The following is a 22,372-nucleotide window of genomic DNA, read 5'->3' on the forward strand; positions in this document are numbered from 1 at the left end:
CCTTCCATTCAAACAGTCAGCACGACCTTGCCGATGGGTCGGGTCGCAAGGAAGGCATGGGCGGCCGCCGCCTGGTCGAGCGGGAAAGCTTTGGCCACATGCAGCATCAGCTTTTTGGCATCGACCAGCCTGGCGAGTTCGACAAGGCCCTCGCGATCAGGCACTACAGACATGCGCTCGACGCGAACACCGCGTGCGCTGGCCTTCGCCCTCGTAGCGTCGTGAACGTCGAGCAGCGACACCAGAACGCCGCCATCACGCAGCACTTCCAGTGACTTATCGGCATGATCGCCGCCGATCGGATCCAGCACCAGATCGACATTGCCGACCTTCACGGTGAAATCGTCGCTGGTGTAGTCGATCACCTCGTCCGCTCCGATCGAACGGACATAGTCGGTTTTGTCCGGACTGGCGGTCGAGGCCACCCAGGCGCCGAGCGCCTTGGCGATCTGCACCGCCAGATGGCCGACGCCACCGGCTCCGGCATGAACCAGCACGCGTTGCCCCGCTTGCAGGCCGCCATGGCGGACGAGGCCTTGCCAGGCCGTCAGCCCGGCCAGCGGCAATGCAGCCGCATGGGTATGGTCGATGGCGGCAGGTTTCGCGACGATCTCGTCCACCGGCGCCGCGGCGAGCTCGGCATAGGCGCCGGCCTGTTTGGGGAAGCGCGGCATGCCGAACACCTCGTCGCCGAGTTTAAAGGCGGTCACGCCGTCTCCGAGCGCCGCGACCGTCCCCGAAATGTCCCAGCCCAGGATGAAAGGCGGGTCGCCGAGCAGCGGGTAGAACCCGCCGCGCACGGCGCCGTCGACCGGGTTGAGGCCCGCCGCCTTGACGCGGACGAGCACTTCACCGGGGCCGGGCTTGGGGTTGGGCTGCTCGGCCACGAAAAGGACCTCGGGTCCGCCGACGGAAGTCTGGATAACGGCACGCATGAACGCCTCCTGTTCGAGTGAATGTGCCCGCTATCATTTGGATAGTAATATTCGATTGTCGAGTATGTACCTTTTGTATATATAGGCACCTCATGGATAGCGAAGACAGATCCCCTTGCGGCTATGATGCGTTCCGGCGCACCTGTCCGTCGCATACGGTGCTCGAGATGCTGGCCAGCAAATGGGTCTATCTCACCGTCTGCGCATTGCGGCGCGGCCGGCTGCGCAATGGCGAGCTGGCGCGCAAGCTGGAGGGCATCACGCCTAAAATGCTGACTCAGACGCTGCGCGTGCTGGAGCGCGACGGCCTCGTGCGGCGCGAGGTGTTCGCGGTGATCCCGCCGCGCGTGGAGTACGAACTGACGGAGCTTGGGCGGAACCTTGCGGGATTGCTCAGCCAGATACGCTCCTGGGCGGAAGAGCATGCATCCGAAATCAAGGATGCCCGAACCCGGGCATCGGCCGATCACGGCGAGAAGGCCGCTATGCCGTGAACACGGCGAGGCCGATTGTTGGCGATTGCCGGTTCTAAAGATGCCGGGAGGTCTCCGGCATGACTGCGACTATGCCCGGCGATCAGCCGATCATGGCGCGGCCGCCCGTTTCGGCCTCGCGGATCTTGGTGTCGCGCGATTCCAGCATCTCCGCCTTGGACAGCTCCGCTTCAGCTTCGCCGAGTAATGATTCGGCAGTGCTTCGCTGCTGGGCGAGGTCGCTTTGTGAATTCCTGAGGTTGTCGCGGCGCAGGCGAGCCGCCTTGGCGAAGGTCGGATAGGCGAAATGGTTGATGTCGGTGATGCCGGCCTTTTTCTCTTCGGCGATGATCTGCGCCTCCAGCTCGACGGCCATGCGCTCGAACTCGGCGATCATCATGTCCAGCTGCAAGAGCTGCCGCCGCTTCTCATTCACCTGAAACTGCTTCAGTCGAACGAGGTTTTCACGTGACTTCATGACTCGATACTCCGCAAACGCACACCTGCAATACCGTCCAGTCCGCCCGGAAAGACCTAAGCGCCGCCCGTTTCCCCCGGCTTTCCCTGGGCTATAGGAAACAAAGCCCTAAAGATTTCGCCGGCGGTAACCATTCGTTTACGGGCATTGTTAATCATACGGGCGAGGACTTAAGGCCGGGTAAAAATTCCGGCGGCGGCGGGAAGCCCGGGCCAGCGAGTCCCTGGAGTCACTTAGGCTGACTTTTTAATGTGGTGCATTAGCGGTTTTGGTCTGTGATTCGTTATTAGATTCAAGTGGGTGTAGAAAGGGGTTAAAAAATCTGGTATCGTGGATGGCACGAAATTAGGATTTGTTAACCAGTCGGTGGCACCTTCTGTTCAGGCAATCACTGCTCCGGGTCCCGGACGGGTCGTGACACGGTCCGGCAGCAGAAAAGGGGAATGAAATGCGTGTTCTGCTGATTGAAGATGACAGTGCAACCGCACAGAGCATCGAACTGATGCTGAAATCGGAGAGCTTCAACGTCTATACGACCGATCTCGGCGAAGAAGGTGTCGATCTCGGCAAGCTCTACGACTACGACATCATCCTTCTGGACCTCAATCTCCCTGATATGTCGGGCTATGAAGTCCTGCGCACGTTGCGCCTTTCCAAGGTCAAGACGCCGATCCTGATCCTCTCCGGCATGGCCGGCATCGAGGACAAGGTGCGCGGCCTGGGCTTCGGCGCCGACGACTATATGACCAAGCCCTTCCATAAGGACGAGCTGGTGGCGCGCATCCACGCGATCGTGCGCCGCTCCAAGGGGCACGCCCAGTCGGTCATCACCACCGGCGACCTTGTGGTCAATCTCGACGCCAAGACGGTCGAGGTCGGCGGTCAGCGCGTGCACCTGACCGGCAAGGAATATCAGATGCTGGAGCTGCTCTCGCTGCGCAAGGGCACTACGCTCACCAAGGAAATGTTCCTCAACCATCTCTATGGCGGTATGGACGAGCCGGAGCTGAAGATCATCGACGTCTTCATCTGCAAGCTGCGCAAGAAACTCGACGCGGCGTCCGGCGGTCAGAACTACATCGAAACGGTGTGGGGCCGCGGCTATGTACTGCGCGAGCCGGAAGATATTCGCGTCAGCGCATAAGCGATCCCAGCGATTCGAACGAAAAACCCGGCTCAGGCCGGGTTTTTGCTTGAAAGCGGTTCCGGCGAATCAGGCGGCTATCTTCAGGACGCGAAAGCTTTCGAGCAGTTGCGCACGGTTGAAGGGCTTCAGCAGATAGCCTTGGGCGCCGGCGCGCTTGGCGCGCATGATCGCCGCGACGTCGACCTCGACCAGCGAGATCAGGATCTGCGGCTTGTTGGGCGCTTCGATAGCACGGATGCGGCGAATAAGGTCCACGGCCGGGACGTCGGCAAGACCACCGTCGATGACGATAACATCGGGCATGTCGCCGGCGCAAATGTCGGTCGCCTCGACTCCGGTCGAGGCCTCGACGACAATCATATCCGAGCCGCCAAGAATGCGTTTTGCGACCTTCCTGATGACGCTCGAATCATCGACGAACAGGCAGCGCTTCATGTCCGGGTCCTCTTTGCCATCTGCCGAACCGCAATCTCGGGGTGGCCGCAAACCACCATAGGCCAATCTGGTAAAGAAGCCGAAAAGCCGTTAGGTAAAGTTTTTCCAAACACGGTATCGGGCGGCCTTGGCCCCGCAGCGCGATTACATAGATCGCGGCTGGCATTGCTCAATCTGCGCCGCCAGCAAAAATATCAGCAACAAAAGATACTTCGGTTTTTCTTAGGCTGCCGTCAGCACGATCTCCTCGGCGGTCGCGTGGATCGAGATCGTCATATTGGCCTCGCGCGCCAGAAGCAGCGTATAATAGGGCTGGACCGAATGGGCGTCGATCGGCTCCTCCGGCTTGTGGCCGGAATGCAGCTCGAGGAATTTCGGCGGCACGCGCAGCATCGGGCCACTGGCCGACAGCGAAAAACGCGGCTCGGTTTCGAGACTTTCCAGCGTGACCACCAACTTGCCGCCCCGCGGTATGGCTGCGTTGGCGACGAGAATGAGGTTGAGCAGCAGCTTGACCTTGTTCTTAGGAAGCAGCGCACGGGGGCCGTTCCACAGCAGTTCCGGCTTTTCGTTCTTCAAGAAGGCGATGGCCACGGCCTCGGCATCGCCCGTGTCGATCATCATGCCGGCGGAACCCGCGGCGCCGAAGGCGATGCGGGCAAACTGCAATCGCGCCGAAGCGTTCTTGGCGCTCTGGCGAATAAGTTTCATGGCGTCTTCGTCGGCGCCGCCTTCGTCGAGCAGCTCGAGGCCGTTGTTGATTGCGCCGACCGGCGAAATGATGTCGTGGCAGACACGGCTGCAAAGCAGCGCGGCGAGATCTGGCGCGGAAAGGGTGAAAAGCTCGGCCATCGGCGAAATCCCTGCTTAAGTCATTTGTTCATGGCCGAGCGACGGTTTCGCGCCTGCCCACACGAATCACGCTCTTTTCCAAGGCTTTCTGAATACACAGGGCCCGAGCGCGCATCAACAAATCCAAAATCATCGACGGCGAAAATGGTGTGTTTCGCGGGGGAAACCCGCCGCAGCGGCAAAAGCGCAGCCTTCGAACCGCCATCTTCGTGTGGGAGCTTAATGGTTGAAAAAGGATTACGGCATAATTTGCCCGTGATAGCCACCCCGAACGGCCGGCAAGAGCCGCAGGGGTGCGAGGCGTCGGCGAAAGTGCTCCCTGACGGAGATTGGAAGCATGTTTTCCCGATACTACGACCGGACGTTCGTCCGCGTCCTCACCATGACCATCACACTCCTGGCGGCTTTGGTCCTTTCGACCTCGGCGTCGCGGGCTCAGCAGTACACCGCTCAGGAAATCGTCGATTCCGGTCATAAATTCTTCGGCGAGACATCCGGCGGCCTGGCCACCGTCGTCGAGAAGATCTTCGCCTCCTACGGTCTGCCCAATGGCTACCTGCTCGGCGAGGAAGGATCCGGCGCCCTGATCGGAGGCCTGACCTATGGCGAGGGGACGCTCTACACCAAGAACGCCGGCGACCATAAAGTGTTCTGGCAAGGCCCTTCGCTCGGCTGGGATTTTGGCGGCGAGGGGTCCCGGGTGATGATGCTGGTCTATAACCTCGACGACATCAGCAGCCTTTATAACCGCTTCGGCGGCGTTGCCGGCTCAGCCTATGTCATCGCCGGCGTCGGCTTCAACGTGCTGCAGAGCAACCGGGTGCTGCTCGTGCCGATCCGCACCGGCGTCGGCGCGCGTCTGGGAGTCAATCTCGGCTATCTGAAGCTCACCGAAAGGCCGACCTGGAACCCGTTCTGATCGGATTGCGCTCGCTACGATCGCTCGGACAGTGCTGATCGCGCCGCGGCAAGCTCTTGCCGCCGCGTTGAATTTCCGCCATGCCAAGCTGGCACGATCCAGCGATTGCCGCGCCGTAAAGTGGATAGCACGCCTTGGTCCAGTCGGTTCTGTTCTTCGTACTCGGTTTCCTTTGCGCCGTTTTTCTGGCGTCGCTGGTCGCGCCGGCCGTCTGGCGGCGGGCCGTTGTCCTGACGCGCAGGCGCCTCGAGGCTTCGCTGCCGCTGACACCAGCCGAAATCCAGGCGGACAAGGACCGGGTGCGGGCGGAATATGCCATGACGACGCGCCGGCTGGAGATAACCGTCAAGAACCTCCAGCAAAGGGTCGCTGAGCAACTGGTGGAGATCGGCCGCGCGAACGAGGCTTTGAAGGGGCTCGCGGTTGAAAGAAAGGACAAGAATCAGGCGCTTTCCGACCTGCAGGCCAAGACTGCGGAGCTCAGGCAGCGTGAGGAAGAGTTGCACCGCCTGGCGGAGAAGCACACGCAGACGGAACGGGCGCTGGAGAAGCGCGCGCTGGAGTTGCAGAAGCTCGAGCAGATGTATGACGACGCCAGCTTCTCGTCCTCGAATCGGCAGATCGAGCTGGTTGCCCGCGAATCGGAGCTGGAAAAGCTGGCCAGTGACATCGCGTTGCTCAAAGGCCAGCGCAGGGAGGCGGACCGGCGCAATCAGGAGGTCGCGTCGGAAAGCAAGGCCGCCCGAGAAGCGCTGAAGGCGGAGAAGAAGAAAACGGCCGAGCTCGACAAGAAGGTCGAGCGGCTTCTGGCGACGCTTGCCGACCGCGAGGAAAAGCTCAACCGGCGCGAGAAGGATCTCGCCCGAATGCGCGAACGTTCGAAGGAGAGCGCTGCAAACGGCGTTGCGCGGCTGGCTGCCGGAACGGACACGAAAGGCGACGATGTCGATAAGGCAATCGCCAGGCTCGAGGGCGATCGGGAACGGCTGGAGGCGAGGCTGACGGCGCTGGCGCGCGAGAACAAGCGGCTGAAGACCGATCTTGCCGCCGCCACGGGGGCGGCAATGCCCGAATCGGCGGGCGACGCACGCTCCGGTGCCGGCCTGCGCGAACAAATGAACGAACTGGCAGCCGAGGTGGTCAATCTGACGATGAAGCTCGATGGGCCGGACTCGCCTATCGCCAAGGCCCTGGCGGGCGAGGGGCAGCAGAATGGGCGCGGCGTCAGCCTTGCCGATCGCGTGAGGGCGTTGCAGAAGGCCGGCCCGTCCAACTGAGGTGTGTTGGTATTCAGGTGAGGCCGGCCTGCAAATGCCGGCTTCCTGCGCTTCCGGTGCTCACGTACTTTAAGTACGCTCCGCTCCGGTTCTCGGAAGCCACCATTTTCGACTCGGCCTGACCTGAATCTCAACACACCTCAAGCGTTGCAGCTGTTCGGGCTCCCAGGTCGGGACCGCTAGCGGTTTGAAAAGTGGTGCAGCGCGATGGCCGACGCGGCGGCGACGTTCAGGCTGTCGAAACCTTCCGCCATGCCGATCCGCACCGTGTGCAACCGGGCAAGCAGGTCTTGCGGCAGGCCTTCGCCTTCGGTGCCGAGGTAAAGCGCCAGGCGCGCCGATCGCTCCGCGGCGCGGATGTCGACGTTTCCGCGTGGCGATAGCGCGAATTGGGCGAAGCCAAGCCGATCGAGCGTCGCGGTGAAGCTTCCGGTGTCGCCGAATGACGCGAAGGGAACCTTCAGCGCCGCACCGACCGAAACACGGATTGCCTTGCGGTAGAGCGGATCGCAGCACGTCTGGTCGAGCAGCACCGCGTCGGCGCCGAAGGCCGCCGCATTGCGGAAGATCGCGCCCATATTATCGTGATTGGATATGCCGACCAGGACGACGGCCAAGGCACGCCGGGGCAAGGTTTCCACCAGGGTCTCAGCGGGCGCCGGATCGCCGCGCAAGCCGATCGCCAGGATGCCGCGGTGCATGTGGAAGCCGGCGATCCGGTCCATGACGTCGCCGGCGGCGACATGGACCGGAAAACCCGCGGGCGCCTTGCGCAAGATGTCCTGCACGCCAGCCAGCCTGTTTTCAAGGATGAGGGCAGACTCGGCGGCGAAGCGTCCGCTCGACAGAAGAAGGTCCAGCACGACCTTGCCTTCGGCGACGAAGCGGCCATGCCGGCCGACAAGGTCGCGCTCGCGGATGTCGAGATAGGCGGCGACGCGTGGGTCCCGAGGATCGTCGATGGGGATGAGATTCATCCAAATCTCGCCGGCAAAAAATTGCCAGCGAGATAAGGGGGCTTTGGATGGCGCGGGTCAAGCCCCGGCGCGGCGCAACCGATAGGCCATCTGTGAAAGGTCGCCGTCGCCGAAAATGCCTTCCAGCATGCGCAGCAATTCGCGCACCGCCTCGGATTTGCAGGAATAGTAAATCATCTGGCGGTCGCGCCGGGTCTCGACGAGATCGAGCGCCCTCAGCTTGGCGAGATGCTGCGACAGCGCGGACTGGCTGAGTTGCACCTTCTCGGCGATGGCGCCGACCGACATTTCATCGTCGATCAGGTGAGCCATGATCAGCAAGCGCTTTTCGTTGCCCATGAGCGTGAGAAAGGCGGCCGCCGATTCCGCATTGGCGATTAGCTTATTTGAGATCATAGATCCCCCAAGGGTCCTGGCTCATCCAGACGCCAGGGGGCAATGGCGCCTGATTCCACGATGTTCAGATGTCGCTAGGCGCTGCTGAATCAGCGCCACTACAAAGGTAGATCATTTCATCTAAATCTCAAGCGTTGCTTTTGCCGGCGCGCGATCAACTATCGCTCTTGCTCGGCCGCGCGTCCCGCCCTGGCCATCTCGACAAGCACCGAACGCAATTCGCGCGCGCTTTGCAAAGGCTGGGGAAAGAAAATCCTGCAGGTCGCATCGGGGGCGGCGAGATCCATGCCATCAGGGTCGAAACCGGTGACGATCCAGCCGTCGCCTTCGGCGCGGCCGAAATGACGGGCGTAAAGGGCAAGCGCGTCGCGATGGTCGGTATTCATGTGATCGAGTGCGGCCTGCTCGCTGCCGGCGAACTCCTCGATAAGGGCGGGATCGGTGATGAAATCATCACGGTCGAGAAGAAAGGCCTTGCCGAAGCCGCCATTCAGGCTGGCGCGCTCGGGCTCGAGCCGGAAGAACGAGAAGTCGCCGAGCCCGGCATAGAGCTTCGCTTTCGGATTGCGGTTGAGATAGCGGCGTTCGCCTCGGATCTGATCGGCAGATCCCTGCTCCAGCCGCCGGGCCCGGCATGCCAGGCTGATGCGCGGATGCGCCAGCGGATCGCCCTTGCCGGGTTCGCCAAGCAACAGCGAACAGCGCGGATCCGCGAGCAACGCACCGGTGTGTGCGGACAGCATCGAGATCAGGATCAGCGGCGCGCCGTCGATGTCGGTGGCGACGCCAACCCTGCTTGCCAGCGGCGCACCGGTGCCGGGCTCGATCACCGCGAGCGCGCCGAAACGTGCTGCGCGGATCAGGGTTTTCGCGAGCCTGATCGCCTCGGCGTCGGTCTCGCGAATGACGTCCTTTTTCGGTTCGGTCACAGGTTCACCCGAGATAAGTTGATTTCTGTTCTCCGGTTATCGGCCGAGTACACTCGCCTTTACAAGGGCTGCGATTTCGTCTTCGTTCAACCCAAAACGGCTCAATATGTCCGCAGGCTCGCGATCGGCGACGTCCGGCGCCGCGGCAAGCGTCTGCGGGTTTTGCGAGAAACGCGGCGCCGGCGCCGGGCGGTCGAGCTCGCCGGACTTCACAAAGCTTTTCCTGGCGCGGCTGTGCGGATGGTTCCTGGCTTCGACCAGGGACAGCACGGGCGCCACGCAAGCGTCGGTCGCGGCGAAAAGTCCGGTCCATTCGTCGCGCGTCTTCTCCTTGATCCGGCCGGAAATGGCGGCGCGCATCGCGGGCCACGACGACTTGTCGAACTGGCTGCCGACAAAATGCCCGTCGAGCGGCAGCAGCCTGGCGAATTCGGCGAAGAAGCGCGGTTCGAGACAGCCGACGGCAATGTGCCTTGCGTCAGCCGTCTCATATGTATCGTAGAACGGCGCACCGGAATCGAGCAGGTTCTCGCCGCGCCTGTCGCTCCAGAGACCCGCCGCCATGTAGGCGTGGATGGGTGCGGCGAGCATCGAGGCTCCCTCGATCATCGAGGCATCGACCACCTGGCCCGTTCCGCTGCGCGAACGCCGGAAGAGAGCGGCGAGCACGCCGGCGATCAGCATCATGGCGCCGCCGCCTTGATCCGCGACGAGGTTGAGCGGTGGAACCGGCGGCGCGTCCTGCCTGCCGATTGCATGCAAGAGGCCCGCATAGGCGAGATAGGTGATGTCGTGCCCGGCTCGCCCGGACAGCGGCCCGTCCTGTCCGAATCCGGTCAAGCGGCCATAGATCAGCGCCGGATTGCGCTGCAGAACGGCATCCGGCCCGAGGCCGAGCCGTTCCATCACGCCGGGGCGAAAGCCTTCGACAAGCACGTCGGCCCCTGCCGCAAGGCGCAGCAGCAGGGCGGCGCCCGCCTGGCTCGTAAGGTCGAGCTTGAGAATGGAACGGCCGTGGCGGTCGAGATCGTATTGTTCGGGCAGGCTCAGAAGCGGCTGGCCGGCATCGGCGCGTTCGATGCGCAGCACCTCGGCGCCCATTTCGGACAGCATTAGGGCGGCAAGCGGCACCGGGCCAAGCCCGGCCATCTCGATCACTTTCAGGCCGGCGAGCGGCCCGGTCTTTCCGGTGGAAGCACCGGCGCCTGTCGGCGAGCCAGACACCCCGCTTATTTCGGCGCCATGCGGATAGCGCCGTCGAGGCGGATGGTCTCGCCGTTCAGCATCTGGTTCTCGACGATGTGGAGCGCAAGCGACGCATATTCGGACGGCTCGCCGAGCCGCGGCGGGAAGGGCACGGAAGCGCCGAGCGAATCCTGCACTTCCTGCGGCATGCCGGCCATCATCGGCGTCTTGAAGATGCCGGGCGCGATGGTACAGACGCGAATGCCGGATCGTGCCAGATCGCGGGCCACAGGCAGCGTCATGCCGACGACGCCGCCCTTGGACGCCGCATAGGCGGCCTGGCCGATCTGGCCGTCATAGGCGGCGACGGATGCGGTGTTGACGATGACGCCGCGCTCGCCGCCGGCGAGCGGTTCGAGTTTTGCCGTCCGGTCGGCAACGAGGCGGATCATGTTGAAGGTGCCGATGAGGTTGATCTCGATCACTTTGCGATACTGGTCGAGCGGATGCGGTCCGTCCTTGCCGATCGTCTTCATACCGATGGCAATGCCGGCGCAATTGACCAGGATGCGCGGCTGCCCAAGCTTTTCAGCCACTTCGGCGATCGCGGCCGTGGCGCTGTCGCCACTGCCGACATCGCATTGGACGGCAACGCCGCCGATGTCGGCCGCGACTTTCGCCGCGCGCTCGATGCCCACGTCGAGGATGGCGACGCGGGCGCTCCTGGCCGCCAAGGCGCGCGCCGTCGCCTCGCCAAGGCCCGACCCGCCGCCGGTGACGATCGCGATCTGGCCGTTCGGGTTCATGCAGGCCTCCCAGGGACCGGATTATGCTACGAAGCGCGCAAAGGAGGCGCAACAGCAACAGGCGGGTCGACAGATGCCTGCCCGGTAGCGGCCGACCGCGCCAGGGCCGGGACAAGTTCCGCAACCCTCGTCATGTTGGCGTGGCAGACCTCGCCGGTAAAGCGGGCGACGGCGCCCGGCTTGATCTCGTGATGCAGCAACCGGTCGAGATCGACCGGGCGTGGCATGGTGATCTGCCCGCGCGGAAAGCGCTTGAAGCCAAGCGGTCCGTAGTATGGCTCGTCGCCAACCAGGATAACGGCGGGCGCGCCGGCCGTCCTGGCCGCCTCCAGCGCGATCGCGACCAGCTTGCGGCCGATGCCGAGATTCTTGTAGGCAGGGCGCACCGCAAGTGGGCCGAGCATCATAGCGCGTCCGGCGCCCGCTGCCACGCGCGTCATACGCACCGAAGCGATGACCGTGCCGTCCTTGACGGCGACGAAGGACATCGAGCGGTCATGTCCTCCCGACTCGCGGATCTTGTAGGCGGCAAGCACGAAACGACCCGGACCGAAGGCCTCGTCGTTGATGGCTTCGATTTCAGGGTCATGCGCCGGAGTCTCCGGCAGGTATTTCACGTCGGCAAGGCTCATGGTCTTTGCGTTCCGGTATCGAGGAAGGTCTGCTGCAAAGCGGCAGCGTTCGCCAGTCAACGCTTCTTAAGCGCGGGCGCCCTTTCGTCGTCGGTCAAACCGGATCGAGGCAAAGTCGAACATGGGCGCCTCCGCTAGCATCAATTTTGGGCCGCTGCAATCGGTGCTTTCAGGCTTTCTTTGCGTCCATGACGAACTTATCCGTCCCCGGAGCGGTTGGTCATTTGACGAACTGGTTCGTCGTTTGACGAACTGTTCATCCGCTGAGGGCTTCGCCAGCCCGGTCATCAACCTAAATAATATCGAGCCGCAGGGAGATTTTTCGCATGGGATTGCTGATTGAAGGCAGATGGCAGGATCGCGCGCCCAACACCGACAGCGGCGGCCGGTTCGTGCGAACGGAATCGCAATGGCGCGACTGGATCACGCGCGACGGCGTGCCGGCGCAAGGGCGCACGCGCGGCTTCAAGGCGGAACCCGGCCGTTATCACCTCTATGTGTCGCTCGCCTGCCCATGGGCGCATCGCACACTGATCTTTCGCGTCCTGAAGAAGCTGGAGGGCATCATCTCCGTCTCCGTGGTGCACCATTTCATGGGGGAGAACGGCTGGACCTTCAAAGCTGAGGACGGCGCCACGGGCGACACGCTCTACGGCCTCGATTTTCTGCACCAGGTCTATGCCAAGGCCGATCCGGCATATTCAGGCCGCGTGACGGTGCCGGTGCTGTGGGACAAAAGGCAAGAGACCATCGTCAACAATGAGTCCTCCGAGATCATCCGCATGCTCAATTCCGCCTTCGACGAATGGGGCGACGCCGGTCTCGACTTCTATCCGGCGGCGCTACGCGCGGAGATCGACAGGATCAATGCGCTGGTCTATCCGGCAATCAACAACGGCGTCTATCGCGCCGGCTTCGCCACCACGCAGAAAGCCTATGAGGAAGCGTTCGGCGAATTGTTCTTAGCGCTTGATACGATCGAAGAGCGGCTTTCGCAGCAGCGCTTTCTGACCGGCGAACGCATCACCGAGGCCGACTGGCGGCTGTTCACGACGCTGGTTCGTTTCGATCCGGTCTATGTCGGCCACTTCAAATGCAACCTGCGCCGCATCGCCGACTATCCGAACCTGTCTAACTATTTGCGCGATCTCTATCAGGTGCCCGGCGTCGCGGGCACGGTCAGCCTGCATCACATCAAGGCGCATTATTACGGCAGCCACAGATCGATCAACCCGACGGGGATCATTCCGGCAGGGCCGGAGCTTGATTATGCCGCGCCGCATGACCGGAACAGGTTCAGGAAGGCGGCTTGATTACCAGTAAGCCGAGTTACGCTCGCCGCCAAAAATCTCCGCTATCCGCTGCAGCGTCGCCGGCGTCGTGCCCTCCGGCAGGCGGTCGAGCGGAAAGAAACCCGCTTCGGCGATCTCGTGGTCAGGCAGTTTCGGCGCCGTCTGGTAGAAGGCTTCGATCAGATAAAGGCCGACATGGTCGCGCTTGCTGGGGCGATGGTTGAAATGCATCGACTTCAGCACCGGCGGCGCAGTCAGAGCGATGTTGCCTTCCTCGGCCAGTTCGCGCGCCAGCGCTTCCTCAAGGGTCTCGCCCACCTCGACGCCGCCGCCCGGCAATTGCCAACCGGGAACATAGGTGTGGCGGATCAGGAAGACTGAGTTGGAGGCACGGTCATAGACCAGCCCGCGCACGCCAAGCGTCATCGGGCGGCGCAGCAGGAAGTAGAAATGGAACAGCCTTGCCCGCAACCCCGGCCAGCCGGTCTGGCGGAATGCCGCGTCAGGATCGGCCGGGCGGTTCATTCAACGATCCCCAAGCAGATGGGTTGCCCCACGAACATCTGCCTGGCTTTCCTTGTTTTTCGCAGGTTCTGGCCGCAAAACCGTGGGACACTTTTGCGGAACTTGCTTGGGCGAACAGCAAACGGTGAGTGGAAAGCCTCGTCGGCGTCGCTTAAGAAGGGGCCATGTTCACGCTCGCGCATATTTCCGATGCTCATCTGGGACCGCTGCCCGATGTAACCTATCGCGACCTCGCCTCCAAGCGCGTGCTGGGCTACGTCAACTGGCAGCGCAATCGCCGCCGCCATATGCATGACTCGGTGATCGACACCATCGTCGCCGACATCAAGGCCGGCGCGCCCGATCACCTGGCCGTTACGGGCGACCTCGTCAACCTGGCGCTCGATGGCGAGATCGAGATGGCCAAGCACTGGCTGGAGACGCTTGGATCGCCGCATGACGTTTCCGTGGTCCCCGGCAATCACGACGCCTATGTGCCGGGCGCCTTCGACAAGGTCTGCCGGTCGTGGGCTCCCTGGATGACGGGCGACGGCGTCAATAGCCCGGTCGACCGCAATTCCTTTCCGTATCTGCGTGTGCGCGGCAATGTAGCGCTGATCGGGGTCACCACGGCGCGCGCCACCGCGCCCTTCATGGCCAACGGCTTCTTCATGGAAGGGCAGGCCGAGCGGCTCGCCAAGATCCTCGACGATGCCGCGGAGCAAGGGCTGTTCCGCGCCATCATGATCCACCACCCTCCGGTGCGCGGTGCCGTCCCGCAGCATAAGCGGCTGTTCGGCATCACTCGCTTTCACAAGGTCATTCGCCGTCATGGCGCTGAACTCGTCCTGCACGGGCATTCGCATCTGCCGTCACTGTTCACCATCGGCGCACGGGGCGCCAAGGTGCCCGTGGTCGGGGTTGCCGCCGCGGGCCAGGCGCCCGGCGGCAAACACCCGTCGGCGCAATACAACATCTTCGAAATCGACGGTGAAAAGGGCGACTGGCGTCTTCGCCTGATCCGGCGCGGCCTGACGGGACCAGCCCTGCCGCCTGCCGACCTGCAGGCCATCGACCTCGATGTGCCCGCCGGCACGGCGCGCCAGCTCGTCAGAAGCTGATCTTCATCTGCATGATGCGGTCCCAAAACAACGCCAGCGAAACCGCCAGGCCGACAAGGGCGCCTGCGGCGATCAGGCCGAGGCCGGCGAAGAAGGTCGTCCAGCCATTGCGGCCGCTTTCGGATCGGATGGGCGGCTCCGCTTCCTGGACCACGGGGCGATGCAGGCCGCGAACGGCGCTCTCCACGCTCCCTTCCATCATGCGCTGCCGCTCGACGACACGCTCGGCCACGTAGCGCATCACCGCATCGGCAACGGCTTTCATCTCGGTCGATTCGGCCAGCACCACGCGGCCGACGCGCGTATCCCTGAGGAAGCGATAGGTGCGGCGGTCGCGTCCCATGGCGACATGGCTCACCGCATCGATCCATAGCCGCGGCTGCAGGCCGGACGAGACGGCGAAGTCGAAGCTGTCCATGTCGGCCGGGACATCGGCAAAGACCGGGGCAAGCTCGCTCGCCAGAAGATCGAGCCGCATGCGGTGCGCCTCGCGCATGTCGACGACCACGTCATCGCGGTCGGCAAAGGCGTTCTTGACGTCGCGTACGGCATCGGCGAGCTTTCGCGACGGTTCGATCGGGGTGATTTTGTCGCCTGCATCCGTCATGGCGGCTGCCTCACTGTTGGTTAACAGCGAGTTACCACAGTCGCCGGCAAAATGCACTGCCGACGACGAACCGCGCGACTGCCGCGGTCCGGCGAAAGCGGGTAAGGGACGTTTCGAGATCGGTCCGGGAGCGATCAACCCGCCGAAGCGTCCAGCGGTGGACGCAACCGTCTGCCGCGCCGCCGCACGTTGCGACGCACGATTTCGGCAATCAGGTCAGGAGCTTCCTCGACCAGCATGTGACCTGCGTCAAGGACATGATGCAGATGGAAATGCGACGGCAGCGCCTCGGCCTGCTCAACCCGCAGCAGCGGATCCTCCGCTCCCCAAACGACCATGACCGGCATGTCGAGCGTATCCAACTGCGCGCGGGGGATGATCCCTTGCCGGTCATCCCTCGTCATCGCGGCCGCCATATCGATCAGGGTCTGCAACTGGCCCGGTCGGGTGCGCATCCGGCAGAGTGCATCCACCACGTGATCAGGCGGCACGCTGCGCGGACCCGACATGGCGGCAAGGCTGGCGCGGACCTGGTTCCTGCCGGCCGCGGCGGCGTAGCGGTGCAGCAAGGCTGCGTTGATTTCCGGGCCAAAACCGCCGGGCGCCAACAGCGTAAGCGAGGCCACCCTGTCGGGGTCGGCAAGCGCCATCGATGTCGCGATCGCGCCGCCCATGGAGTGACCGACGAGATGGACCTTGCCCAACCGGCGGGCGGCCAGATCGGCGAGGATGGCTCGCGCGGCTGGCTTGGCGCCGCCCAGGCCTTCGCTTTCCAGGGACTGTCCATGGCCCGGTAGATCATAGGCCAACACTCTCGCCCGCGCCGCCAGTGAGGCCGCGACGTCACGCCAGATCTCACCACAGGCTCCGAAGCCGTGCAGAAGCACGATCGTCCTCGGACGGGCGCCGCTTTCGACCGCATAAGGGAATGGACGCATGAAAAAATGGGGCGGTGAACAAGGCAGGAACTTCAAATTGTGGCTGAATTGCTCCCGAACCGGATTGATGGCCAGTAAAATTTTCGCGACCGCAGCGCCCCGTCAGGCGCTCGATGCGTCATACTTTGGTGCTCCGGCATTCGTGTGGCCCAAATGAGTATGGAGAGTTGGATTAGCTCGGGTTGCCGATCCCGGCGGCCCGCAAGGATTGAACCAGCCGATCCGTGAGATCCGGGGGGTATTTGCGATCGACGAATGTCGCGCGCGGGTCGGCGGCGAACTTCGGGAATTGCGCGGTGAGCTCGTTGGCAAGCTCACCCGCCAGCTTGTCGCGTCCCGAAATCCTGGCGCCGATCAGGCGCGCGGCCAGGTAATGCGACTTTGATGCCGTCGTGCGCAGCGACTCGCTGGCGAGCGCGGCCTTTTTCATATCGCCCTGCATGAAGGCTCCGACGAAAAGGCCATAATCCCACCAGGTTGGATGGCCGCTGAAGGCTTCGACCGCGTGGTCCAGGATCGGCGTCCCCTCATCATATTTGCCGGCGAAGATCAGCCCGTAGCCATAGGCGGCGGCCATGCCGAGGTCGTACGGGTTGAGTTCGTAAGCCTTTCGCATCAATCGGATCGCTTCGTCCGTGTTGCCGAGACGCGAGTTGACGTAGCCAAAGGCGCGATGCGCGTGCGGGCTCATCGGCCCCATCTGGACGGCCCGGTGGGCAAGCGACATGGCCTTTTCGAGCGTCGCTTCCGGCGGATAGGCATAGTGCGCGGTGACGGCTTCCACATGAAGCGCGGCCAGCTCCGCGTAGACAAGCGACGATTTGGTGCCCTCGCCGACCAGCTTCTCCAGGCAGCGATACGCAATTTCGTGCGTCTGGGCGCTCATGTCGAGATAATAGCGGTCGTCGAGCACCAGGCATCCGATCTGGCTGGTCCGGATGTCGCTCTGGTCGATGTAGCTGTAGATCGCGCCCGAAGCGGGAACCGTCGAGGTGAGAAGGCTGGCGACGTTGCCTTCAACCGCGCCAGGGGCGCTCTCGGCTGATGTAAGGTTGCGCGACAGGAGAACCCGCCCGGTCCCGACGCTCTGCAACTCCACCGTGACGTCGCCGGCAGCGGGCCCGGGAACAATTTCGAAAACGAAACTGATCGGATCGGCGGACCGATCACGCGTCGAATCCGCATCGCGCCCGATGAAATCGATGGTGTCAAAACCCGCAAGCCCGGCGCGCAGCGACGACGCGACGCGAGCCGCCTCCGCTCCATCGGCTTTGACGGCGATGTAGATCAGCGGCAGGGATTCGAATCCGGACTGGGCGGTGCCGGCCAGGCGCGCCGTCTCGACTGTCGCGGCAGTGTCGCCGCCGTTGAGGAAGGCATTGCCTTGACGCACGATGAGCACGCCGAGCATGACAATGACCAAAGCCATGGCAGCCCAGAAGAACCGCAATTGCCGCGTGAGCGACTGGGCGGGTGCTGCGGGCGCCATCAGCGCTACGGGTTCGCCGGGTGCAGAGGCGTCGAGATGTTCGGCTGGAGCGGCTTCGGCCGAAGCGTCGGGCCGCTGCGCGACGGTTTTGGAGGCGGACCTGGCGTCGCCAGGCAGGCGGATCGCATTCGGCTCGTAGGACGGGACATAACCGCCGCGCGGGATTGCGATGCGCACCGGCTCGGCGACACCTTCATTGGCGAAATACTGCTCCAGAAGTTCGCGCAGACGACCGGCCTGAACCCTGACCACGGCATCGGTGGAGGCGTCGAAATCGCCGTCCTTGCCGAAGACGTCCATGGCGATTGAAACGCCTTTCAGCCTGTCCGCCTCGCCGGCCTGCTCGCGTTCGACCAGATAGCGTAATAGCCTGCGGGCACGCTCGGATCGTCCGAACGTTTCGCTGGCAAGCAGTCGCTCCAATGTCTCGCGCACTGCGGGGGCGGCAGGCGGGGCATGCTCCAAGTGTCGAACCTTTCGAAGTCGGCACAGGTTAGGGAGCGATAATATAGCGCTCGCGCCGGCGCACAAGGATGCTTCTATTATGTGATCGCGTAAGCCACCGGAAATTCCTCCGGCGGTTAACGAATGGCAGATTCGCGTCCGCGTCTGCAGCGTGGCGCAAGCTGGAATGCGCCAGCTCCATCGCTGAATCAGATCATCCGGCTAGAGCGGTTCACCGTTTCACGAAACGGTGAACCGCTCAATTTTTTGTTTGACCGCAATTCCGGACGGAAGGCTACGGCGAAACCGCCGAGCCTAACCGCCTCACACTTTTCCTGGAATTTGCTCTAGCCGCCGATGATCCGGTTGGCCGCCGAAACGACGGCCTCCAGCGAGGCGGCGACGATGTTGGTGTTGATGCCGGCGCCGAACAGCTTGCCGCCCGGATACTCCATCTCGACATAGGAGATCGCCGAGGCGTTGGAGCCGCGCTGCAGGGAATGCTCGGAATAGTCGAGCACCGACATGTCGACGCCGACATGGCGCGAGAGCGCATCGACAAAGCCGTCGATCGGGCCGGTGCCCGAGCCGGTGATGGTCACTTCCTTGCCATTGTCGAGAATATCCGCTTCGACCATGCGCCGGCCCTTCACCTCGGTGTCCGGATAGGTGCGATGGTCGAGGAACTTCAGCCGCGCGCCGGGCTGGTCGACATAGGTTTCGAGGAAGCGTTCGTGGATGCGCCTGGCTGGCACTTCCTTGCCTTCCGCATCGGTGATCGCCTGGATCGCCTGGCTGAACTCGATCTGCAGATTGCGCGGCAAGTTGAGGCCGTAATCTGCCTGCAGCACGTATGCGATGCCGCCTTTGCCGGACTGCGAGTTGATGCGGATGATCGCCTCGTAGGTGCGGCCGACATCGGCCGGATCAATCGGCAGATAGGGCACTTCCCAGATTGGGGTGTTGGCCTTCTTCAGAGCTTTCATGCCCTTGTTGATGGCGTCCTGGTGCGAGCCGGAGAAAGCCGTGTAGACCAGCTCGCCGACATAAGGGTGACGTTCCGGGATCTTCAGCTGGTTCGAATATTCGTAGACGTCCTTCATCCGGTTTATGTCGGAGCAGTCGAGCTCCGGATCGACGCCCTGGGTGAACATGTTGAGCGCCAGCGTGACGATATCGACATTGCCGGTGCGTTCGCCATTGCCGAACAGCGTGCCTTCGACGCGGTCGGCGCCAGCCATCAGGCCGAGCTCGGTGGTGGCGATGCCGGTGCCGCGGTCGTTGTGCGGATGCAGCGAGACGATCAGATTCTCTCTGGCGTCGAGATTGCGGCACATCCATTCGATGCGGTCGGCATAGACGTTGGGCGTCGACATCTCGACCGTCGACGGCAGGTTGATGATCAGCTTGTTGTCGGCTGTCGGCTTCACGATCTCGGTGACGGCGTTGCAGATCTCCAGCGCGACTTCGAGCTCGGTGCCGGTGAAGCTCTCCGGCGAATACTCGAAGCGGTAGCCGCCGCCGGCCTTGGCGGCCATGTCGGTGATCATCTTGGCGGCGTCGGTGGCGATGCGCTTGATGCCGGCGACATCCTTTTCGAAGACGACGCGACGCTGCAGCTCGCTGGTTGAATTGTAGAAATGCACGATCGGGCGGTGCGCGCCCTTGAGCGCCTCGAAGGTCCGCGTGATCAACTCGGGCCGGCACTGCACCAGCACCTGGAGTGAGACGTCGGCGGGGACGCCGCCTTCCTCGATGCACCAGCGGGCAAAGTCGAAATCCGTCTGCGAAGCCGAGGGGAAGCCGATTTCGATTTCCTTGAAGCCCATGTCGAGGAGCAGCGCGAACATGCGCGCCTTGCGCTCATGACCCATCGGGTCGATCAGCGCCTGGTTGCCGTCGCGCAGGTCGACCGAGCACCAGATCGGCGCCTTGTCGATGGTCTTGTTCGGCCAGGTGCGGTCGGTCAGGCCGACCGTCGGGTAGGATTGGTATTTGCGTGCCGCATCCGGCATGTGGCCGGCCGCGCGCTTCCCGGCTTCAGCCTCGCCGGCGCGGATTTCTTCTCGTGCGTTCATCGTCGTTTCTCCCGGCGGCCCGCATGCCCGCTTCAGGCGGATGGGTGGCGAGCGTCGCCTCTACCAAAAATTCGTTCGCTTGATGTGACTTTGCCAAAGTCTGGCCAAGGAGCATGCGCCTTGAGCGGCGGTTTCGACCGCCGGGCGCTCCTTCAGCGAACCCGGCGATCGCCGATAAGGCCGAGAAGAAGCAGGGTCGAGGCGAGCGCGCGCGCGGTCTCGCCGGCAAAGCCGGTGCGAGAGGAGGCGACGGAGCGGACGCGCGTGGTCATGCCGGCTCTCTTACAGGAGCGGCCCGTCGGAGGCAAGCGGGACGCATGAATGAACGCCCTTGCCTAATATCGCCGCCGGTGCGGACAGTCTTCCCCGCGCCTCGCAAATGCGCCAGACTTGGTTTCGAAGGCTTGGCACCGAGCGAAGCTCCGGGAGGGGTTCGTCCATGAATTTCGTGTTCTTCTCGCCGCATTTCCCGGCCAACGGCACCGATTTTTGCGACCGGCTGAAAAAGGCGGGCGCCACCGTGCTCGGCATCGGCGATGCGCCTTACGAAACCTTGAACGCCAAGCTCAAGGCGGCGCTTTCGGAATATTACCGCATCGCCGACATGGAAGATTACGACGCCGTTTTGCGGGCGATGGGGCACTTCATCCACCAATGGGGCCGCATCGATCGCTTCGAGTCGCTCAACGAGCATTGGCTCGAACTCGAAGCCAACATCCGCACCGATTTCAATATCTACGGCACCAAGCTCGACTTCGTGAAGAATTTGAAGCGGAAAAGCCGTATGCGCGCTTTCTTCCGCAAGAGCGGCGTGGAGACCATCCCGCAGCGCAAATGCTCCGACCGCGCCGGCGCCATGACCTTCATCCGCCGCGTCGGCTTTCCGGTGGTGGTCAAGCCGGATTCGGGCTCCGGCGCCTCGAACACCTTCAAGATCTCCAACGCCAAGGAGCTCGACCAGTTCTTCAAGGACAAGCCGGAGGGTGTCACCTTCGTCATGGAGCAGTTCATAGAAGGGCTGGTGGTGACCTTCGACGGGCTAGTCAACCGCGATGGCGAGGTGGTGCTGGCGGCCAGCCACCGTTACGACCAGAGCATCATGGAGGCGGTCAACCGCGACCGCCACATGAGCTACACCTGCTTTCCCGAGATCAGCCCGGAAGTCGAGGAGGCGGGCCGCAAGATCCTCAAGGCGTTCGACGTACGCGAGCGCTTCTTCCATATCGAGCTGTTCGAAACCAGCGACAAGCGCGTCATCGCGCTCGAGGTCAACATGCGGCCGCCCGGCGCCTGGATGACGGACGCCATCAACTACACATTCGACATCGACGTCTATGCCGCCTGGGCCGACATGGTGGTCAAGGATGCCGCCGGCGGCCCTTACAAGGGCAAGTATTTCACCGCCTATGCCAGCCGCAAACGCCACATCGACTATTTGCACAGCCATGCGGACGTGCTAGCCGCCCACGGCGACAAGATCGTCCATCATCAGGCCATCGAAGAGGTCTTCAGCCGCGCCATGGGCGATTACGCCTACCAGATGCGTTCGAAGGATCCGAAGGCGCTGCGCCAGGCGGTCGACTACATCCACGCGGAAAAGGCGTGAGCCGATGGACGTCTCCTATCACAAGGGCCATGCCCGCAATCTCGGCCGGGACATGGAATACAAGCGCTACGGCCATGCCGGGCGGCCGGTGGTGGTGTTCCCGACCTCGCAAGGGCGGTTCTACCAGCTCGAGGATTCGGGCGGGGTCGGCGCGCTTGCCGACTTCATCGACACCGGCCGCATCCAGCTCTTCACGCTCGACGGCGTAGATTCGGAATCCTTCTTCGACAAGCGTGCCGACCCGGCGCAACGCATCGCCCGCCACGAAGCCTATTTCCGCTATGTGCGCGAAGAAGCGCTGCCGGAATTGCAGGCGGTTGCCGCCAAGTCCAACGGTGGCCGCGTTTTGAAGCCGCTGTTTTGCGGCTGCTCGATGGGCGGCTATCACTCATCCAATTTCGTGTTCCGCTTCCCGGAGCTGGCGAGCGGGGTGATCTCGCTGTCCGGCGTCTATTCGGCGCGCGACTTTTTCGGCCGGGTGCTTGAAGGCAACATCTATTTCAATTCGCCGCTCGACTATCTGCCCGGCATCGTCGACCAGAAGCTGCTCGGGCGGCTCAGGGCGCTCAGGCTGATCTTCTGTTGCGGCCAGGGCGCCTGGGAAGAGCGCATGCTGGTCGAAACGCGCGAGCTGGAACAGATGCTGCGCGACAAATCGATCCCGGCCTGGGTCGACTATTGGGGTGGCGACGTCAGCCATGACTGGCCGTGGTGGCATAAGCAGCTCGTCTATTTCTTCGGCCGTTGGCTGGATGACGACCTCATGCACAGGTTGGACTGAGGTGCGTTGATATTCAGGTGAGGCCGGCCTGCAAATGGCGGTTTCCTGCGCTTCCGGTGCTCACGTACATG

Annotated in this window: 23 protein-coding genes; 8 read left to right on the forward strand and 15 right to left on the reverse strand. The window is 63.1% G+C overall.

Annotated features, from left to right (window positions below):
* Positions 1–8 precede the first annotated feature (8 nt).
* A complete protein-coding gene (locus tag LB529_RS09375) occupies positions 9–935 on the reverse strand; it encodes an NADP-dependent oxidoreductase (RefSeq protein ID WP_224710904.1) in 927 nt (308 codons plus the stop codon).
* A gap of 92 nt (positions 936–1,027) precedes the next feature.
* Between LB529_RS09375 and LB529_RS09380 the strand changes: the two genes are divergently transcribed.
* Positions 1,028–1,429, forward strand: a complete 402-nt coding sequence (locus tag LB529_RS09380; RefSeq protein ID WP_095766433.1) for a winged helix-turn-helix transcriptional regulator — start codon at positions 1,028–1,030, stop codon at positions 1,427–1,429.
* Positions 1,430–1,511: 82 nt separating this feature from the next.
* Here the strand turns inward: LB529_RS09380 and LB529_RS09385 are convergent, their stop codons facing one another.
* The gene (locus LB529_RS09385; protein WP_224710905.1) at positions 1,512–1,886 is read right to left on the reverse strand and encodes a flagellar export protein FliJ; all 375 of its coding nucleotides are present in this window, start codon (positions 1,884–1,886) and stop codon (positions 1,512–1,514) included.
* A gap of 448 nt (positions 1,887–2,334) precedes the next feature.
* Between LB529_RS09385 and ctrA the strand changes: the two genes are divergently transcribed.
* Positions 2,335–3,030 (forward strand): response regulator transcription factor CtrA, encoded by a 696-nt coding sequence (gene ctrA, locus LB529_RS09390; RefSeq protein WP_006203583.1) that lies wholly within the window; start codon positions 2,335–2,337, stop codon positions 3,028–3,030.
* A gap of 69 nt (positions 3,031–3,099) precedes the next feature.
* On the opposite strand, the gene LB529_RS09395 is transcribed toward ctrA, so the two are convergent.
* Together LB529_RS09395 and chpT are read right to left on the reverse strand one after the other, a co-directional pair.
* Entirely contained in the window at positions 3,100–3,468 is a 369-nt protein-coding gene (locus tag LB529_RS09395; RefSeq protein ID WP_224636676.1) for a response regulator, read from the reverse strand.
* 222 nt (positions 3,469–3,690) lie between these two features.
* On the reverse strand, positions 3,691–4,320 hold the full coding sequence (gene chpT / locus LB529_RS09400) for a histidine phosphotransferase ChpT (RefSeq protein WP_095766435.1): 630 nt from the start codon (positions 4,318–4,320) through the stop codon (positions 3,691–3,693).
* Between the two features lie 382 nt (positions 4,321–4,702).
* On the opposite strand from chpT, the gene LB529_RS09405 reads away from it, so the two are divergent.
* Positions 4,703–5,239: a DUF1134 domain-containing protein gene (locus LB529_RS09405; protein WP_224514585.1), complete on the forward strand. Its 537-nt coding sequence runs from the start codon at positions 4,703–4,705 to the stop codon at positions 5,237–5,239.
* Positions 5,240–5,373: 134 nt separating this feature from the next.
* Positions 5,374–6,516, forward strand: a complete 1,143-nt coding sequence (locus tag LB529_RS09410; protein WP_224710906.1) for a hypothetical protein — start codon at positions 5,374–5,376, stop codon at positions 6,514–6,516.
* A 179-nt stretch (positions 6,517–6,695) separates the two neighbouring features.
* Here LB529_RS09410 and LB529_RS09415 read toward each other — a convergent pair whose 3' ends face one another.
* From LB529_RS09415 to LB529_RS09440, 6 genes are all read right to left on the reverse strand, one after another.
* On the reverse strand, positions 6,696–7,493 hold the full coding sequence (locus LB529_RS09415; RefSeq protein ID WP_224710907.1) for a TrmH family RNA methyltransferase: 798 nt from the start codon (positions 7,491–7,493) through the stop codon (positions 6,696–6,698).
* 57 nt (positions 7,494–7,550) lie between these two features.
* A complete protein-coding gene (locus tag LB529_RS09420) occupies positions 7,551–7,889 on the reverse strand; it encodes an ArsR/SmtB family transcription factor (RefSeq protein WP_095766438.1) in 339 nt (112 codons plus the stop codon).
* Positions 7,890–8,047: 158 nt separating this feature from the next.
* The gene (locus tag LB529_RS09425) at positions 8,048–8,818 is read right to left on the reverse strand and encodes a HugZ family protein (RefSeq protein WP_224710908.1); all 771 of its coding nucleotides are present in this window, start codon (positions 8,816–8,818) and stop codon (positions 8,048–8,050) included.
* 36 nt (positions 8,819–8,854) lie between these two features.
* Positions 8,855–10,042, reverse strand: coding sequence for a CaiB/BaiF CoA transferase family protein (locus LB529_RS09430; protein WP_224710909.1), 1,188 nt, complete (start codon positions 10,040–10,042; stop codon positions 8,855–8,857).
* A 5-nt stretch (positions 10,043–10,047) separates the two neighbouring features.
* Positions 10,048–10,809: a 3-hydroxyacyl-CoA dehydrogenase gene (locus LB529_RS09435; protein WP_224710910.1), complete on the reverse strand. Its 762-nt coding sequence runs from the start codon at positions 10,807–10,809 to the stop codon at positions 10,048–10,050.
* A 26-nt stretch (positions 10,810–10,835) separates the two neighbouring features.
* Positions 10,836–11,441, reverse strand: coding sequence for a GNAT family N-acetyltransferase (locus LB529_RS09440; RefSeq protein WP_224604230.1), 606 nt, complete (start codon positions 11,439–11,441; stop codon positions 10,836–10,838).
* Positions 11,442–11,767: 326 nt separating this feature from the next.
* Between LB529_RS09440 and LB529_RS09445 the strand changes: the two genes are divergently transcribed.
* Complete coding sequence (locus LB529_RS09445; protein WP_224603602.1) at positions 11,768–12,754, forward strand: glutathione S-transferase family protein; 987 nt, start codon at positions 11,768–11,770, stop codon at positions 12,752–12,754.
* On the opposite strand, the gene LB529_RS09450 is transcribed toward LB529_RS09445, so the two are convergent.
* Complete coding sequence (locus tag LB529_RS09450; RefSeq protein WP_095766444.1) at positions 12,755–13,258, reverse strand: NUDIX domain-containing protein; 504 nt, start codon at positions 13,256–13,258, stop codon at positions 12,755–12,757.
* Positions 13,259–13,422: 164 nt separating this feature from the next.
* Here LB529_RS09450 and LB529_RS09455 point away from each other — a divergent pair, with 164 nt between their 5' ends.
* On the forward strand, positions 13,423–14,358 hold the full coding sequence (locus tag LB529_RS09455; RefSeq protein ID WP_224710911.1) for a metallophosphoesterase family protein: 936 nt from the start codon (positions 13,423–13,425) through the stop codon (positions 14,356–14,358).
* Here LB529_RS09455 and LB529_RS09460 read toward each other — a convergent pair.
* The 4 genes from LB529_RS09460 to leuA all read right to left on the reverse strand — a co-directional run bounded on the left by LB529_RS09460 (position 14,348) and on the right by leuA (position 19,914).
* Entirely contained in the window at positions 14,348–14,965 is a 618-nt protein-coding gene (locus LB529_RS09460) for a hypothetical protein (RefSeq protein WP_095766446.1), read from the reverse strand. The genes LB529_RS09455 and LB529_RS09460 overlap by 11 nt on opposite strands.
* Positions 14,966–15,099: 134 nt before the next feature.
* The gene (locus LB529_RS09465) at positions 15,100–15,903 is read right to left on the reverse strand and encodes an alpha/beta fold hydrolase (RefSeq protein WP_095766447.1); all 804 of its coding nucleotides are present in this window, start codon (positions 15,901–15,903) and stop codon (positions 15,100–15,102) included.
* A gap of 172 nt (positions 15,904–16,075) precedes the next feature.
* Positions 16,076–17,857 carry a tetratricopeptide repeat protein gene (locus LB529_RS09470; RefSeq protein ID WP_224604234.1) on the reverse strand — a complete coding sequence of 594 codons (1,782 nt, stop codon included), beginning with the start codon at positions 17,855–17,857 and terminating at the stop codon, positions 16,076–16,078.
* A 326-nt stretch (positions 17,858–18,183) separates the two neighbouring features.
* Complete coding sequence (leuA, locus tag LB529_RS09475; protein WP_224524488.1) at positions 18,184–19,914, reverse strand: 2-isopropylmalate synthase; 1,731 nt, start codon at positions 19,912–19,914, stop codon at positions 18,184–18,186.
* A gap of 439 nt (positions 19,915–20,353) precedes the next feature.
* On the opposite strand from leuA, the gene LB529_RS09480 reads away from it, so the two are divergent.
* A complete protein-coding gene (locus LB529_RS09480; protein WP_224710912.1) occupies positions 20,354–21,520 on the forward strand; it encodes an ATP-grasp domain-containing protein in 1,167 nt (388 codons plus the stop codon).
* A 4-nt stretch (positions 21,521–21,524) separates the two neighbouring features.
* Positions 21,525–22,301, forward strand: coding sequence for an esterase family protein (locus tag LB529_RS09485; protein ID WP_224710913.1), 777 nt, complete (start codon positions 21,525–21,527; stop codon positions 22,299–22,301).
* The last annotated feature ends 71 nt before the right edge of the window (positions 22,302–22,372 follow it).

This window comes from Mesorhizobium sp. CA5, from assembly GCF_020165105.1.
GTDB lineage: Bacteria > Pseudomonadota > Alphaproteobacteria > Rhizobiales > Rhizobiaceae > Mesorhizobium.

Coding starts and splice junctions, on each gene's coding strand:
- LB529_RS09385 (WP_224710905.1), bottom strand. CDS start 1,886: ATGAAGTCACGTGAAAACCTCGTTCGACTGAAGCAGTTTCAGGTGAAT.
- LB529_RS09455 (WP_224710911.1), top strand. CDS start 13,423: ATGTTCACGCTCGCGCATATTTCCGATGCTCATCTGGGACCGCTGCCC.
- ctrA (WP_006203583.1), top strand. CDS start 2,335: ATGCGTGTTCTGCTGATTGAAGATGACAGTGCAACCGCACAGAGCATC.
- LB529_RS09380 (WP_095766433.1), top strand. CDS start 1,028: ATGGATAGCGAAGACAGATCCCCTTGCGGCTATGATGCGTTCCGGCGC.
- LB529_RS09460 (WP_095766446.1), bottom strand. CDS start 14,965: ATGACGGATGCAGGCGACAAAATCACCCCGATCGAACCGTCGCGAAAG.
- LB529_RS09395 (WP_224636676.1), bottom strand. CDS start 3,468: ATGAAGCGCTGCCTGTTCGTCGATGATTCGAGCGTCATCAGGAAGGTC.
- LB529_RS09440 (WP_224604230.1), bottom strand. CDS start 11,441: ATGAGCCTTGCCGACGTGAAATACCTGCCGGAGACTCCGGCGCATGAC.
- LB529_RS09445 (WP_224603602.1), top strand. CDS start 11,768: ATGGGATTGCTGATTGAAGGCAGATGGCAGGATCGCGCGCCCAACACC.
- LB529_RS09415 (WP_224710907.1), bottom strand. CDS start 7,493: ATGAATCTCATCCCCATCGACGATCCTCGGGACCCACGCGTCGCCGCC.
- LB529_RS09465 (WP_095766447.1), bottom strand. CDS start 15,903: ATGCGTCCATTCCCTTATGCGGTCGAAAGCGGCGCCCGTCCGAGGACG.
- LB529_RS09375 (WP_224710904.1), bottom strand. CDS start 935: ATGCGTGCCGTTATCCAGACTTCCGTCGGCGGACCCGAGGTCCTTTTC.
- LB529_RS09405 (WP_224514585.1), top strand. CDS start 4,703: ATGACCATCACACTCCTGGCGGCTTTGGTCCTTTCGACCTCGGCGTCG.
- LB529_RS09485 (WP_224710913.1), top strand. CDS start 21,525: ATGGACGTCTCCTATCACAAGGGCCATGCCCGCAATCTCGGCCGGGAC.
- LB529_RS09450 (WP_095766444.1), bottom strand. CDS start 13,258: ATGAACCGCCCGGCCGATCCTGACGCGGCATTCCGCCAGACCGGCTGG.
- LB529_RS09435 (WP_224710910.1), bottom strand. CDS start 10,809: ATGAACCCGAACGGCCAGATCGCGATCGTCACCGGCGGCGGGTCGGGC.
- LB529_RS09480 (WP_224710912.1), top strand. CDS start 20,354: ATGAATTTCGTGTTCTTCTCGCCGCATTTCCCGGCCAACGGCACCGAT.
- chpT (WP_095766435.1), bottom strand. CDS start 4,320: ATGGCCGAGCTTTTCACCCTTTCCGCGCCAGATCTCGCCGCGCTGCTT.
- leuA (WP_224524488.1), bottom strand. CDS start 19,914: ATGAACGCACGAGAAGAAATCCGCGCCGGCGAGGCTGAAGCCGGGAAG.
- LB529_RS09420 (WP_095766438.1), bottom strand. CDS start 7,889: ATGATCTCAAATAAGCTAATCGCCAATGCGGAATCGGCGGCCGCCTTT.